This window comes from Burkholderia sp. NRF60-BP8 (assembly GCF_001522585.2).
In the GTDB taxonomy this organism is placed as follows: domain Bacteria; phylum Pseudomonadota; class Gammaproteobacteria; order Burkholderiales; family Burkholderiaceae; genus Burkholderia.
The window spans coordinates 2459998-2473715 of sequence record NZ_CP013373.1 but is presented as its reverse complement, the minus strand read 5'-3'; the positions used below and the strand labels follow the sequence as shown (position 1 = coordinate 2473715).

The window sequence follows — 13718 nt, the reverse complement described above, 5'->3', positions numbered from 1 at the left end:
CGAAGATCCCGTTTTCCGACTATCCGTATGACCGATGTGAATGACGATGCGCCGTCGCAGCCGACGGCGTTCGAGCTCGTGGGCGGCGAAGCCCGCGTGCGCGACATGGTGGACCGCTTCTACGACCTGATGGACCTCGAACCCGAGTTCGCGCAGATTCGCGCGCTGCATCCGCCTTCGCTCGACGGGTCGCGCGACAAGCTGTTCTGGTTCCTGTGCGGCTGGCTCGGCGGCCCCGACCACTACATCAGCCGGTTCGGCCATCCGCGGCTGCGCGCGCGGCACCTGCCGTTCCCGATCGCGTCGGTCGAGCGCGACCAGTGGCTGCGCTGCATGGCGTGGGCGATGGAAGACGTCGGGTTGCCGGAGCCGCTGCGCGAGCGGCTCATGCATTCGTTCTACGACACGGCCGACTGGATGCGCAACCGGCCCGGTTGATCCACCGGTACGCCGCCGCCCGCGCGCGGGACGATCTGCGTCTGGGCGCACGTGCAGCGCGGCGCGACACTGGCCGTTTCCCCCATCGACACGAGGCTCCCCCGATGACGACACAAGCGCTGTTTCGCGAAGACGCGTACCTCACGCAATGCGAGGCGACCGTCCAGGCCGTCGGCGACGATGGCATCCGGCTCGATCGCACGGTGTTCTATCCGCTCGGCGGCGGCCAGGCCGGCGACGCCGGCACGCTGACGCTGCCCGACGGCAGCACGATCGCGATTGCCGATACGCGCAAGGCGAAGTTCGACGGCGCGACGCCCGACGACGCGGTGCACGTGCCCGCGCCGGGCCAGGAGGCGCGCGTCGCGACGCTTGCGCCCGGCACGCGCGTGGTCGCCGCGATCGACTGGGTGCGCCGCTACCGGCACATGCGCCTGCACACGGCCGCGCACCTGATGTGCGCGGTGCTGCCGTACTCGGTCGACGGCTGCAGCGTGACGGCCGACTACGTGCGGCTTGATTTCGCGACGTCCGACGCGATCGACCGCGACGACGTCGAGCGGCGCCTCGCGGGCCTCGTCGTCGGCGCGCATCCGGTCACGACCGAATGGATCACCGACGACGAGATGGCCGAGCGGCCCGAGCTCGTGCGCACGATGAGCGTGAAGCCGCCGATGGGCCTCGGCCGCGTGCGGCTGCTGCGCATCGAAAACGTCGACCTGCAGCCGTGCGGCGGCACGCATGTGCGCAACACGTCCGAAATCGGCGGGCTGCGGGTCGCGAAACTGGAAAAGAAGAGCGCGCGCACACGGCGCCTCGTACTGGAGTTTGCATGACGATCGATACCGGGAAAGCGGCCGCGGCGGCGCTCGATCCGCAGGCACGGGAGATTCTCGATTTCTGGTTCGGCGAGCCGGGCTCGGCCGAATTCGGGCAGGAACGCAAGATCTGGTTCAACGGCGGCGCGGCGTTCGACGACGTGCTGCGCACGCGTTACGGCGCGCTGCTCGACGCCGCATGCGACGGCGCCTGCGATCACTGGGCCGGTTCGCCGGAGGGGGCGCTGGCGTTGATCGTCGTGCTCGACCAGTTCTCGCGCAACATCCATCGCGGCACGCCGCGCGCGTTTGCCGCCGATCCGAAGGCGCTCGCGCTTGCCCGTCGCGTCGTCGCGGCCGGCTGGGACGCGCAGTTGCCGAGCGGACATCATCGTGCGTTCGCGTATCTGCCGTTCGAGCACGACGAATCGGTCGAGAGCCAGCGCGAGGCCGTGCGCCTGTGCGCGGGCATCCGCGACGAGGCCGGGTGCGAGAGTTATCACCGCTTCGCGTTGCTGCATGCGGCGGTCGTCGAACGCTTCGGCCGCTTTCCGCACCGGAACGCGATTCTCGGTCGCGTGTCGACCGATGAGGAAACGGCGTTTCTGCGGGAGCCCGGCTCGTCGTTCTGACGATCGGGCCTGGGCGCGACGAGGAAACGGGCGGCGAGCCCGCGCACGCTGGCGGGTTCGTGGCGGCCGGCGTCGCGCAAAGCGCGCGGCCGGTGCCGAAGAGGACAGTCAAGGCGGGCAGGACGGCGCATCGCGCCGCCCCGTGTCACTGCAGGTGCTGTTCGGGCGTGCGTACGTAGACGCGCAGCAGTTCCGCGTTGTCGCCCGGGCGGGCGCCGGTCCAGAACAGCTTCCATTCGTTGCCCGGCGCCGGATCGACGGCCCGTACGCCCTGCACGATCATCCACGTGCAGCGCGTCGTCTTCGCGTCGTCGATCGGCGTGTGCTGGATGCCGGAGAAGTAGTACAGCATCGGCGCTTCCGATTCGCCGAGCCCGTGCAGGCTCGCCATGCAGTCGCCGTCGTTCCATTCGAGCGCGAGATGCGCGTTCAGGTCGTCGAACACCGAGCGATAGCTCTTCGCGACGTCGAGCCACGGCAGCAGCAGCGTATAGATCAGCCCCCACGCGACGAGCGCGCCGGCGCCCCACGACAGCGCGCCGCGCCACAGGCCCGTCGTGCGCAGCTTCGGCAGCAGCGTCAGCCAGCCGACCGTCAGCGCGAGCGCGCCGGTCACGAGCGCGGGCTGGATCGGCATCGTCCAGTCGAGCGGCAGCCAGCGGCCGAGCAGCGCGAGATCGGCATGCGACGCGGCCGGATCGGCCATCACCGCCCAGATCGCCCATGCGAGCACGACGACCGTGCCGAACAGGATGCGGCTCAAGTAATCCCACGCGAGATGCAGCCGGCGCGGCAGGCGGTCGATCGCCTGCGCGGCGACCAGCGCGAGCGGCGCGAAGAACGGCAGGATGTAGAGCTGGCGCGACGTCGCGGACACCTGCAGCACCGCGAGCCCGATGCCGGCGAACAGCACGGGCAGCGCGATGCGCGGCGCGCGCCAGTCGCGCCATGCGCCGCGGGCGAGCGCGACGATCGCGAGCGGCGCGACCGGGAAGCCGACGAGCAGGAACGCGCGCAGGATGAAGAGCGGCTTGTCGTTTTCGGCGCCCAGTTCGGGAACGGAGAAGCCGAAGAAGCGGCCGACGTTGTTGTCCCAGAACCACGTCATGAACAGCGTTTCCGAGCGCAGGAACAGGGCGGTCGGCCAGATCAGCGCGAACGGCGCGAACACGAGCGCGGCAATGCCGAGCGCGCGTGCGAACGAGCGGGTGCGGCAGGCCGGATAGAGCGCCAGCGTGCAGACGAGCGTAGCCGCGAACACGAGCGGCACGAACAGCCCCTTCGCCATCAATGCGACGCCGACGCCCGCGCCGAAGATCGGCGCGGCCCAGCGGCTCGCCGGATGCGCCGGCAGCCCGTGCAGCATCGGCTGCGCACGCGCGACGTGCTGCATCACGAGTTCGAGCAGCCCGCAGAACCCCATTGCCGTGCCGGCAAACAGCGCGACGTCCGTCATCATGTCGTGCACGTGCTTGATGACGACGAGCGTGCCCGCGCTCAGTACGACCGGGCCGAGCACGCGCAGGTCGAACCAGTCGTCCGCCCGACTGGCCACGCGGGCCGCGCGCGCGATGAAGCCGAACGCGAGCGCGGCGAACAGCGCGCTCGCCAGGCGCGCCGCGTCGTGCAGCGGCATCACGCGCTGCAGCAGCCACGCGAGGCTGGTCGCGACCCACGCGTAAAGCGGCGGCTTTTCCATGAACGGCAGGCCGGCATTGGTCGGCACGACGAAGTCGCCGGTCTCGAGCATGTGCTGGATGATGCCGAACGTGTAGGTTTCGTCCTGTTTCCACGGATCGTGCCCGAGCACGCCGGGCAGCGTGTACGCACACACCAGTGCGGCGACGAACAGCCATGCGCGCCAGCCGAACAGCAGCGAGCGCTCGCGTGGGGGGCTGGTGACGGCGATCGAGGCGGCGACGGGCGTGCCGGCGACGTCCAGCGTCGCGATGACGTGGGTATCGGCGGTCGAGCGGGTGTGCGCGGCCGGGGCGGGCACGGGCGTGCGTCGCCGGCTGGGCGCTGCGGTTCCAGGCATGGAAAAGATCTCGGGTCGAGCGAGCCGGTCCGGCGACATGGGCAGGACCGATAAGGGGCTATATCCGGGTAACGGACAGCGTGTTCAAGACACCTGTCTGAATGTCCGCTAGTAGAACACGAAATTGTTACGGACGTTTACTGAAACTGTCACGGAATTGTGGAGATTTGTGGCGCCGTGACCACGGCGCGGTTTCGACCGCCGTATTGTTGCGCCGCGCGTCAGCTTAGCGGCCGCCGCCGACGTCGAGCAGGGCGCCCGTCGTGTAGGACGCCGTATCGCCGAGCAGCCAGACGATCGCCTCGGCGATCTCCTGCGCTTCGCCCGCGCGGCCGAGCGGTGTCTGCGCGCCGAGACGGGCCGCACGGTCCGGCTGGCCGCCGCTTGCATGAATGTCGGTCTCGATCAGGCCGGGGCGCACCGCGTTCACGCGCACGCCGTGCGGGCCGAGTTCCTTTGCCAGGCCGATCGTCAGCGAATCGACCGCGCCTTTCGAGCCCGCGTAGTCGACGTACTCGTTCGGCGAGCCGAGCCGCGACGCGATCGACGACACGTTGACGATCGCGCCGCCGCGGCCGCCGCGGTCGGTGGACAGCCGGCGCGCGGCTTCGCGCGCACACAGGTAGGCGCCGAGCACGTTGGTGTCGAACATCCGTCGCAGCCGGTCGATCGGCATGTCGGCGAGCGGCATCGACGGCGCGACGATGCCTGCGTTGTTGACCAGCGCGTCGAGCCGCCCGAATTCGGCGGCAACGGTGTCGAACATCGCGACGACGTCCGCCTCGTTCGCGACATCGCCCGCGACGATGCACGCGCGGCCGCCCGCGTCGCGCACCGCCTGTGCGGTCCGTTCGGCCGCCGCCGCGTCGCGCGCGTAGTTGATGCCCACGTCCCAGCCGCGCTCGGCCGCGAGCACGGCGGTCGCGCGGCCGATGCCGCGGCTCGCGCCGGTGATGAGGACGGCCTTGCGGTAGGATGGTGCGGTCATCGCGTGCGGGCTCCGGTGAGGGTTACTTCGCTGCGTCGGGCGCCCACTTGTCGCGGGCGGGCGGCTGGTAGCGGCGCAGCCGCTCGATCAGCGCGGCGGGTTCCGATTCGACGCACAGCGCGTCGAAATAGGCCGGCCGCATGAAGCCTTCGTCGACCGTATGGCGCAACAGCGCGATCAGCGGATCGTAGAACGCATCGATGTTGTAGAGCGCGACGGGCTTGCGGTGATAGCCGAGCTGCGCCCACGTGTAGACCTCGAAGAGCTCCTCGAGCGTGCCGGCGCCGCCGGGCATCGCGACGAACGCGTCGGAGAGGTCGGCCATCATCTTCTTGCGATGGTGCATGTCGGGCACCACGTGCAGTTCCGACAGCCCCGTATGGCCGACTTCCTTGTCGACGAGCAACTCGGGGATCACGCCGACCGCACGGCCGCCTGCCGCCATCACTTCGTCGGCGATCACACCCATCAGGCCGACGCGGCCGCCGCCGTACACGAGCGTGAGGCCCGCGTCGACCAGCGCGCGGCCGAACGCGCGCGCGGCATCGGCATAGACGGGCCGCACGCCGGACGACGAGCCGCAGTAAACGCAGACTGCCTTCATTGCTTGGCGTCCTTGGCGGCGGCTTGACCGGTGGCGACGGGCCCGCCGGCCGGGCGCGGCGAACCGTCGCGCGGCGGCAGGTAGTCGGAGAACTGGCGCTTGGGCAGCTTGCCGGAGACCAGATCGTCGAACAGCTGGCGCGAGCGGCCGCGCAGGTACGGGGCCATGATCGAGATCACGTGCATGCTCACCTGGTGCAGCTCTTCGCGGATCGCGTCCTGGTCGTTGTATTTGCGCGGATGCATCACGTACTGATACGACAGCCAGTATGTCGAGATCACCGCCATGTTGGTCGCGATGACTTCGATCTCGGCGGGCGTCGCGACCATTTCGGCGTCGGAGACGAGCAGCTCGCACATGTCGTGCGCGAAGCGCACCTTGTGGCTGATGATCTGCTTGAAGTGCGTCTCGAGCGTGCGGTTGCGTGCGAGCAGGTCGTTGAGGTCGCGATACAGGAACCGGTAGGTCCACATGAAATCGGCCATGTACTGCAGGTACGACCAGGTTTCGTCGATCGTCGGACGATGATCCTCGGGGAAGCGCAGCCGCCGTTCGATCTGCTGCTCGAACTGCGCGAAGATGCTGTTGATGATGTCGTCCTTGTTGCGGAAATGGTAGTACAGGTTGCCTGGACTGATTTCCATTTCCTCGGCGATCGTCGTGGTGGTGACGTTCGGCTCGCCGATCTCGTTGAAGAGTTTCAACGACAACTCGAGAATCCGTTCGCGGGTGCGGCGGGGAGGTTTCGCTTCCATGTCGTCCGGCCCTGTGTATGCCGGACTGGCGGGCGCTGCAATCGATGCTGCGTGATTCGTCCGGCGCGGGTTGCTGTTCTATGTCTAGCGGACGATTATAAACCGGGGTTTCGCCACATCGGGGCATTTCGTGATCGCGGCCCCGCGCGGCGCATGGTGCAGCGCCGCACGCGGGGGGCGGGGCAGGCGCCCTAGAAGCCGAGCCAGCGTGCGACGACCGGACCGAGCACGAAGCCCCAGGTCGTCACGCACGCGAACAGCGCGACCGTCACGGCCGCGCTGCCGAGGTCCTTCGCGCGCTTCGAGAGTTCGTGGCGCTCGAGCGAGATGCGGTCGATCGCGGCTTCGACGCTCGAGTTCAGCAGCTCGACGATCAGCACCAGCAGCACCGAGGCGATCAGCAGCGCGCGCGACGCGGCCGGCACCGGCGCGAACGCGCCGATCGGCAGCATCAGCGCGGCGAGCGTGAGTTCCTGGCGAAACGCGCTTTCCTCGCGGATCGCGACGCGAAAGCCGTTCAGCGAATGCTTGAGCGCGAACCACGCACGCGTGATGCCGCGGTGGCGCTTGTACGGGTTCGGCGGCAGCGGCGTCAGTTGATCGTCCGGGCCGAGCGGCTCGTGCGGATGCGCGTCCGTTTCGGCGTGCGGCTCTTCCTCGTCGAACGGCCGGTGCCGTTGCGGCGTTGCGTTAAAGGGCGGGGTCTTGTCGTTCAGGTCTCGTTTCAAACGGCGGCACCTTCGGCGGGCGAGTACGCGGTCTTCGGCAGTGGCTTCAGATGCGACGCGAACTGCTCGGACGCCGCGCGCCACGAGAAGCGTTCGGCCCACGCGCGCGCAGTCGTGCGTTCGATCTTCAGCGCCTCGAGGCAGGCTTCCTGCAGGTCCTCGTGCATCGCGCCGGCGTCGCCTCCGCTGAGCACGTCGATCGGGCCCGTGACGGGATACGCGGCCACCGGCGTGCCGCAGGCGAGCGCCTCGAGCAGGACGAGGCCGAACGTGTCGGTGCGACTCGGGAACACGAACACGTCGGCCGCAGCATACACCTTCGCGAGCTCGGCCTGCGACAGCACGCCGAGATAGTTCGCCTCCGGGTAGCGCGACTTCAGTTCCGCGAGCGCGGGGCCTTCGCCCGCGACCCATTTCGAGCCGGGCAGATCGAGGCGCAGGAACGCCTCGACGTTCTTCTCGATCGCGACGCGCCCCACGTACAGGAAGATCGGCCGCGCGGTGTTGAGCACCTTCGACTCCATCGGCCGGAAGATGTCGAGATCGACGCCGCGCGTCCACAGCACCACGTTCGTGAAGCCGTATTTCTCGAGATCCTGCTTGACGACCGGCGTCGGCGCCATCACCGCGAGCGACGGGCCGTGGAACCAGTGCAGGAAGCGGTAGGTCGCGGCGAGCGGAATGCCGAAGCGCGCCTGCACGTATTCCGGAAAGCGCGTGTGGTAGGCGGTCGTGTACGGCAGCTTGCGGGTGCGCGCATAGCGCCGGGCGGCCAACCCGAGCGGGCCTTCGGTCGCGATGTGCAGCGCGTCGGGCGCGAACGCATCGATCCGCGCGCGCAGCTTGCGGTACGGCAGGATCGACAGGCGGATCTCGGGGTAGGTCGGGCACGGTACCGTGCGGAATTCCAGCGGCGTCAGCAGTTCGACGCGGTGGCCGAGCGCCGTGAGTTCGCGCGACGTGCTCTTCAGCGTGCGCACGACGCCGTTGACCTGCGGTTCCCACGCGTCGGTGACGATCATGATCTTCATCGCGGCATCTGTCCTGTAAGTAAGGGGGTGTCAGGCAGTGGCCTTGGCCTTGCGCGACGTGGTCTCCGACGGCGCGGCGCGCATCACCGTCCAGTAGACGATCTTCAGTTCGCCTTCCATCGTTTCGACGAGCGCGGACAGGCTTTCGACCCAGTCGCCGTCGTTGCAGTACAGCACGCCGTCGATGTCGCGGATCTCGGCCTTGTGGATATGGCCGCACACGACGCCGTCGCAGCCGCGGCGGCGCGCCTCGTCGGTCATCACGGTCTCGAACTGCGAGATGAAGTTGACCGCGTTCTTCACCTGGTGCTTCAGGTACTGCGACAGCGACCAGTACTGGAAGCCCAGCCGGCTGCGGATCCGGTTGAACCAGCGGTTCAGCACGAGGATCAGCGTGTAGAGCGTGTCGCCGAGGTACGCGAGCCATTTCGCGTGCTGGATCACGCCGTCGAACAGGTCGCCGTGCACGATCCACAAACGTTTGCCTGCGAGCGTCGTGTGGAATGCCTCGCCGCGCACCTGGATGTCGCCGAACGCGAGATCGCAGAACTGCCGCGCGCCTTCGTCGTGGTTGCCGGGGATGTAGACCACCTGCGTGCCCTTGCGCGCCTTGCGCAGGATCTTCTGCACGACGTCGTTGTGCGCCTGTGGCCAGTACCAGCCTTTCTTCAACTGCCAGCCGTCGATGATGTCGCCGACGAGGTACAGGTATTCCGAGTCGTTGTGACGCAGGAAGTCCAGCAGGTAAGGCGCCTGGCAGCCGCTCGAGCCGAGGTGGATGTCGGACAGCCAGATGGTGCGGTAGCGATGGGCGGACGGCTCGGGGTCCTCGTGCTGCGTGGTGTGCGCGACGGGCGGCTTGTGCGACACCACGCCGTCGGTTGCCCCCGAGCCGGACAGGAACGCAGTGGCGGCGCGAGCGCCGATGGGGTGACGAAACAGTGAGGTCGCGGACGTTTTCTGGCCCATGCATGACTCGCGCCGGTTGACATTACCGGCATTCCGCCATGCGGGCGTGACTGTGCCGTGACAGTCACGAGACGTTCTTATTACGGCCGTCGAAGGATGTTTAGCAGTGAACGGATGGGCGTTGCGTAACCTGTCGCACCGAACGATCGTCGCTTGTTTGGTAAGGGCGTCCGGCTCGGCGAGCGCGCCGGACGAGCGGCTTTCGTCTGGCGAATGCGGCGCGTCAGCGCGGGATCGCGACGACGCGCGTGCGCGCGATCCGGTCGTGCGGGAACTGGCGGCCGGCGTGCAGTCGGGCCGCGCCGGCCCACACGACGATCCATGCGGCGGTGAGCGCGAGCGTGACGGGTACCGACAGGCCGAGGAGCGGGTGCAGCGCGAGCGGCGGCAGGAACCACAGCCAGCCGAGCACGTAGCGGACGAGCGCGTGGCCGGCGCTCAGCGGCCGGCCGCTCGACGATTCGAGCCGGAGCCGCCAGGTTTTCATCGGCAGCGTCTGGCCGCCGTGCGTCCAGAACCACACGAAATACGCGCCGACGACGAGCGCGATCCATGCGGCAAGCAGGTTGTGATGGACAAGGCCGTTGCGTTGCTGTGTCGCGAGGCTGAACGCGAGCCCGGCGAAGAACACGACGCCGAACAGCAGCACGCCTTCGTAGAGCAGGGCGGCGAGGCGTCGCCGTACGGACGGCGCGACGGCCGGGGTTTCGGGTGCGCCGGTGCTCGCCACGGCCGCTCAGGAGCCCTTGAACAGCGAAGGCGCGTCGGCGGGCGACACCGGCGCCACGGCGGCCGGCGCGGATGCGGTGCCGGAGGTCGACGACGCGGGCGCCGGCTGCGCGGCGGCACCGGCCGACGCGGGCGCCGCGGCCGCCGCCGCGCCGCTCGCCGGGTGTTCGTGCGCGTTGACGAGGCGGCGGACGTCACGGTCGGCGGCGGTCGGCGGCGCGCTGACGACACTCGGCTTGCGACGGCGCTCGGCGGCGGCAAGCCGTTCCTTCTGCTCCTCGGGCAGTTGCTGGTAGGCCTTCCACGCGCGCTCGCGCGCCTGGGCGGACAGCTCCTTCGCACTCTGGTAGTTCTCGCGCGCGACGCGGCGCTGCTCGGGCGTCATCTTCGCCCATTCGGTCATCCGCTCCTGCAGGCGCTTCTGATCATCCGGCGACAACTTCGCGAAACGCGATGCGATCTTCAGCCATTTGCGCTTGCGGGCGTCGCTGAAGCCGTCCCACTGGTCGGCGAACGGGGCGAGGGCCGCGTGCTGCGCCGGCGTGAGGCGCGCCCACGACAGCGGGCCGGCGGCGGCCGGCAGCGGCAGGGGCAGCGGGGGGAGTTCGGCGGTCAGGCCGGTCGCGGTCGACGCGGGCGCGGCGGGGCTGGTGGTCGCGACGGGCGCCGTCGCGGGGGCCGGGTGGAATCGGGGATACGTGGCGACGTAGGAAACGGCGATCGCGATCACGCATCCGAAAAATACGGCCAGGCCGCGCTTCTGACTCACCCGTACGATCCCCTCGTTATTGTCTGTTAGTGAGCGCGCGAAAGATACGCGTTGAACCCGTGGTCGAGATACGCATTGAGCGGCAGGTCGTCGCTGAGCATCGCCGCGTCGATATCGGCGAGTTCGGCGGTGCGCTGCATGTCTTCCCAGTACGCGATGCCGACGAGCCCCGCGAGCAGCAACGCGAGCGGCCATGCGCGCAGCAGCCGGCGCGCGAACGACGGGCGGCCGGCCGGCGGGCGGTTCGCGGGCGTCGGGCCATAGGCGCCGGCCGCGCCGGCGAAGGCCGGCACGAACACCGGCGCGCTCGCGGCTTCGGGCTTCTTGCGCGCGAGCGCGGCCCGGCGGGCGACGGCCAGCCGATCGGTGGTCGCGGCAGGCAGGGCGGCTGCGCGCTCATCCAGCGCGCGGCGCACCTTCAGCGCGAATTCGAGTTCTCGGTTTGCGGGAGCGGAGCTCATAGCGTGATTCCTTTGGCCTTGAGCGCTTGCGCCAGCGTGTGAGTGGCTCGCGAGCAGTGCGTCTTGACGCTGCCCTCGGAGCACCCCATCGCGGCGGCAGTCTCGGCGACATCCATATCTTCCCAATAACGCATCAGGAACGCTTCCCGTTGACGCGCCGGAAGTTTCTGGATTTCCTCGTCGATCAGGGCCAGAACCTGCTCTCTTTCGAGGCGGTGCTCGCTGCTCTCGACGCCCGCGTTGTCGTCCGCGGATTCGAGCGTTTCGAGCGGGTCGAAGTCGTCGTCGTCGGTGCTGTTCAGCGACGAGAACAGCGTCACCCAGGTGTTGCGGACCTTCTGCCGGCGGAACCAGTCGTGGATCGCGTTCTGCAGGATCCGCTGAAAAAGCAGCGGCAGCTCGGCCGCCGGCCGGTCGCCGTACTTTTCAGCGAGCTTGATCATCGCGTCCTGCACGATGTCGAGTGATGCATCGTCGTCACGCACGGCGTACGCGGCCTGCTTGAACGCGCGCCTTTCGACGCCCGCCAGAAAGTCGGCGAGTTCCTTGTCTGATGCCATTCCGTGAAGGTATGCGCTGCGGCCCGCTGCGTGGTGTAAAAGGTCGAAAAATTTCGTAAAACCCGCGGATGCTATCAAATTTTCGCGCGGCTTGGCACCGGGTCGGGCGCCGCACGTTGCGCGCGAACCGCGCCGGCGGGGCGCCGGGCGGCGCGCATGATGCGCTGCGGGATATTTTGCTTGACGGCTCAATCGCTACCCGCTATCGTCGGCGATTCGCAACATGAAGTGATGGTCTCATTTGAGGCTGGCCCAAGAAGCCCGCCCTTCAAACTAGACGCGCCGCTTGAACCCGAGCCACAAGCCCGGCAGAGAGCACCCGATCAATTTTTTGCCGAAAATTCGAAAGGTCAACATGAACATGCCCAGCGCGGAATTCTCCACGTCGGAACCCCTTTCCCCTCCCGATAGCGACTCCATCGGCGGCACCGTGCTCATGAAGGCACTGGCCGACGAAAACGTCGAATTCATCTGGGGCTATCCCGGCGGCTCGGTTCTCTACATTTACGACGAGCTGTACAAGCAGGACAAGATTCAGCACGTGCTGGTGCGCCATGAACAGGCGGCCGTGCACGCAGCCGATGCGTATGCGCGCTCCACCGGCAATGTCGGCGTCTGCCTCGTGACGTCGGGCCCCGGTGTCACCAACGCGGTGACCGGCATCGCAACGGCGTACATGGATTCGATCCCGATGGTCGTGATCAGCGGCCAGGTGCCGACGGCCGCGATCGGTCAGGACGCCTTCCAGGAATGCGACACCGTCGGCATCACGCGTCCCTGCGTGAAGCACAACTTCCTCGTGAAGGACGTGCGCGACCTCGCGGAAACCGTCAAGAAGGCGTTCTACATCGCCCGCACGGGCCGTCCGGGCCCGGTGCTGATCGACATCCCGAAGGACATCTCGAAGACGCCGTGCCAGTACGAGCCGATCAAGAGCGTGTCGCTGCGTTCGTACAATCCCGTCACGAAAGGTCATTCGGGCCAGATCCGCAAGGCCGTGTCGCTGCTGCTGACGGCGAAGCGCCCGTACATCTACACGGGTGGCGGCATCATCCTCGCCGACGCGTCGCGCGAACTGAACCAGTTCGCGGACCTGCTCGGCTACCCGGTCACGAACACGCTGATGGGCCTCGGCGGCTATCGCGCGTCGGACAAGAAATTCCTCGGCATGCTCGGCATGCACGGCACCTACGAAGCGAACATGGCGATGCAGCACTGCGACGTGCTGATCGCGATCGGCGCGCGCTTCGACGACCGCGTGATCGGCGATCCTGCCCACTTCGCGTCGCGTCCGCGCAAGATCATCCATATCGACATCGACCCGTCGTCGATCTCGAAGCGCGTGAAGGTCGACATCCCGATCGTCGGCGACGTGAAGGAAGTGCTGAAGGAGCTGATCGAACAACTGCAGACGGCCGAGCATGGCCCCGACACCGAGGCGCTTGCGCAATGGTGGAAGGACATCGAGAGCTGGCGTGCGAAGGACTGCCTGAAGTACGACCGCGAAAGCGAGATCATCAAGCCGCAGTACGTGGTCGAGAAGGCGTGGGAGCTGACGGACGGCAACGCATTCGTGTGCTCGGACGTCGGCCAGCACCAGATGTGGGCCGCGCAGTTCTACCGTTTCAACAAGCCGCGTCGCTGGATCAACTCCGGCGGTCTCGGCACGATGGGCTTCGGCCTGCCGGCGGCGATGGGCGTCAAGATGGCCCATCCGGACGACGACGTGCTGTGCATCACGGGCGAAGGCTCGATCCAGATGTGCATCCAGGAACTGTCGACCTGCCTGCAGTACGACACGCCCGTGAAGATCATTTCGCTGAACAACCGCTACCTCGGCATGGTCCGCCAGTGGCAGCAGATCGAATACAGCAAGCGCTATTCGCATTCGTACATGGATGCGCTGCCCGATTTCGTGAAGCTCGCCGAAGCGTACGGCCATGTCGGCATGCGGATCGAAAAGACCTCGGATGTGGAGCCGGCGCTGAAGGAAGCGCTGCGCCTGAAGGACCGCACCGTGTTTCTCGACTTCCAGACCGATCCGACCGAAAACGTCTGGCCGATGGTACAGGCCGGCAAGGGCATCACCGAGATGCTGCTCGGATCGGAAGATCTGTAACGGCGCGACGCGCGCAGCGCGCGATGCGGCCGCCTTCACGAAGGGCGGCGCGGCACGCGGCGGCGCGCGGCGCGAGCGA

Annotated in this window: 15 protein-coding genes; 4 read left to right on the top strand and 11 right to left on the bottom strand. The window is 67.9% G+C overall.

Translation table 11 applies throughout. The features are described from left to right. Window positions 1–27 precede the first annotated feature (27 nt). The 3 genes from WS54_RS24970 (at window position 28) to WS54_RS24960 (ending at window position 1888) form a co-directional block, all read left to right on the top strand. On the top strand, window positions 28–438 hold the full coding sequence (locus WS54_RS24970; RefSeq protein WP_034207992.1) for a group II truncated hemoglobin: 411 nt from the start codon (window positions 28–30) through the stop codon (window positions 436–438). A 104-nt stretch (window positions 439–542) separates the two neighbouring features. Beyond that, window positions 543–1274, top strand: coding sequence for an alanyl-tRNA editing protein (locus WS54_RS24965; RefSeq protein WP_059781325.1), 732 nt, complete (start codon window positions 543–545; stop codon window positions 1272–1274). Continuing rightward, window positions 1271–1888, top strand: a complete 618-nt coding sequence (locus tag WS54_RS24960; protein WP_034207990.1) for a DUF924 family protein — start codon at window positions 1271–1273, stop codon at window positions 1886–1888. The genes WS54_RS24965 and WS54_RS24960 overlap by 4 nt, the downstream gene beginning before the upstream one ends. Window positions 1889–2033: 145 nt before the next feature. Here WS54_RS24960 and WS54_RS24955 read toward each other — a convergent pair whose 3' ends face one another. From WS54_RS24955 to WS54_RS24905, 11 genes are all read right to left on the bottom strand, one after another. Next, window positions 2034–3926: an ArnT family glycosyltransferase gene (locus WS54_RS24955; RefSeq protein WP_059781327.1), complete on the bottom strand. Its 1893-nt coding sequence runs from the start codon at window positions 3924–3926 to the stop codon at window positions 2034–2036. A 226-nt stretch (window positions 3927–4152) separates the two neighbouring features. Continuing rightward, complete coding sequence (locus WS54_RS24950; protein ID WP_059781329.1) at window positions 4153–4914, bottom strand: SDR family oxidoreductase; 762 nt, start codon at window positions 4912–4914, stop codon at window positions 4153–4155. A 22-nt stretch (window positions 4915–4936) separates the two neighbouring features. Beyond that, window positions 4937–5518, bottom strand: a complete 582-nt coding sequence (locus WS54_RS24945) for a TIGR00730 family Rossman fold protein (protein ID WP_059781331.1) — start codon at window positions 5516–5518, stop codon at window positions 4937–4939. Further along, complete coding sequence (locus WS54_RS24940; RefSeq protein ID WP_034207986.1) at window positions 5515–6273, bottom strand: TetR/AcrR family transcriptional regulator; 759 nt, start codon at window positions 6271–6273, stop codon at window positions 5515–5517. The genes WS54_RS24945 and WS54_RS24940 overlap by 4 nt, the downstream gene beginning before the upstream one ends. A gap of 191 nt (window positions 6274–6464) precedes the next feature. Beyond that, complete coding sequence (locus WS54_RS24935) at window positions 6465–7001, bottom strand: diacylglycerol kinase (protein ID WP_034207985.1); 537 nt, start codon at window positions 6999–7001, stop codon at window positions 6465–6467. After that, window positions 6998–8032 carry a glycosyltransferase family 4 protein gene (locus tag WS54_RS24930; RefSeq protein ID WP_059781333.1) on the bottom strand — a complete coding sequence of 345 codons (1035 nt, stop codon included), beginning with the start codon at window positions 8030–8032 and terminating at the stop codon, window positions 6998–7000. Before WS54_RS24930 ends, WS54_RS24935 begins: the two co-directional genes overlap by 4 nt. Window positions 8033–8062: 30 nt before the next feature. Continuing rightward, window positions 8063–9001 (bottom strand): UDP-2,3-diacylglucosamine diphosphatase, encoded by a 939-nt coding sequence (locus WS54_RS24925; protein WP_034207983.1) that lies wholly within the window; start codon window positions 8999–9001, stop codon window positions 8063–8065. A 223-nt stretch (window positions 9002–9224) separates the two neighbouring features. Further along, a complete protein-coding gene (locus tag WS54_RS24920) occupies window positions 9225–9731 on the bottom strand; it encodes an RDD family protein (RefSeq protein ID WP_059781335.1) in 507 nt (168 codons plus the stop codon). A gap of 6 nt (window positions 9732–9737) precedes the next feature. Beyond that, on the bottom strand, window positions 9738–10499 hold the full coding sequence (locus WS54_RS24915) for a DUF3106 domain-containing protein (protein WP_059781337.1): 762 nt from the start codon (window positions 10497–10499) through the stop codon (window positions 9738–9740). 26 nt (window positions 10500–10525) lie between these two features. Continuing rightward, entirely contained in the window at window positions 10526–10960 is a 435-nt protein-coding gene (locus tag WS54_RS24910) for a DUF3619 family protein (protein ID WP_034207980.1), read from the bottom strand. Beyond that, the gene (locus tag WS54_RS24905; RefSeq protein ID WP_059781338.1) at window positions 10957–11520 is read right to left on the bottom strand and encodes an RNA polymerase sigma factor; all 564 of its coding nucleotides are present in this window, start codon (window positions 11518–11520) and stop codon (window positions 10957–10959) included. Before WS54_RS24905 ends, WS54_RS24910 begins: the two co-directional genes overlap by 4 nt. 355 nt (window positions 11521–11875) lie before the next feature. On the opposite strand from WS54_RS24905, the gene WS54_RS24900 reads away from it, so the two are divergent. Beyond that, on the top strand, window positions 11876–13639 hold the full coding sequence (locus WS54_RS24900) for an acetolactate synthase 3 catalytic subunit (RefSeq protein WP_034207978.1): 1764 nt from the start codon (window positions 11876–11878) through the stop codon (window positions 13637–13639). The last annotated feature ends 79 nt before the right edge of the window (window positions 13640–13718 follow it).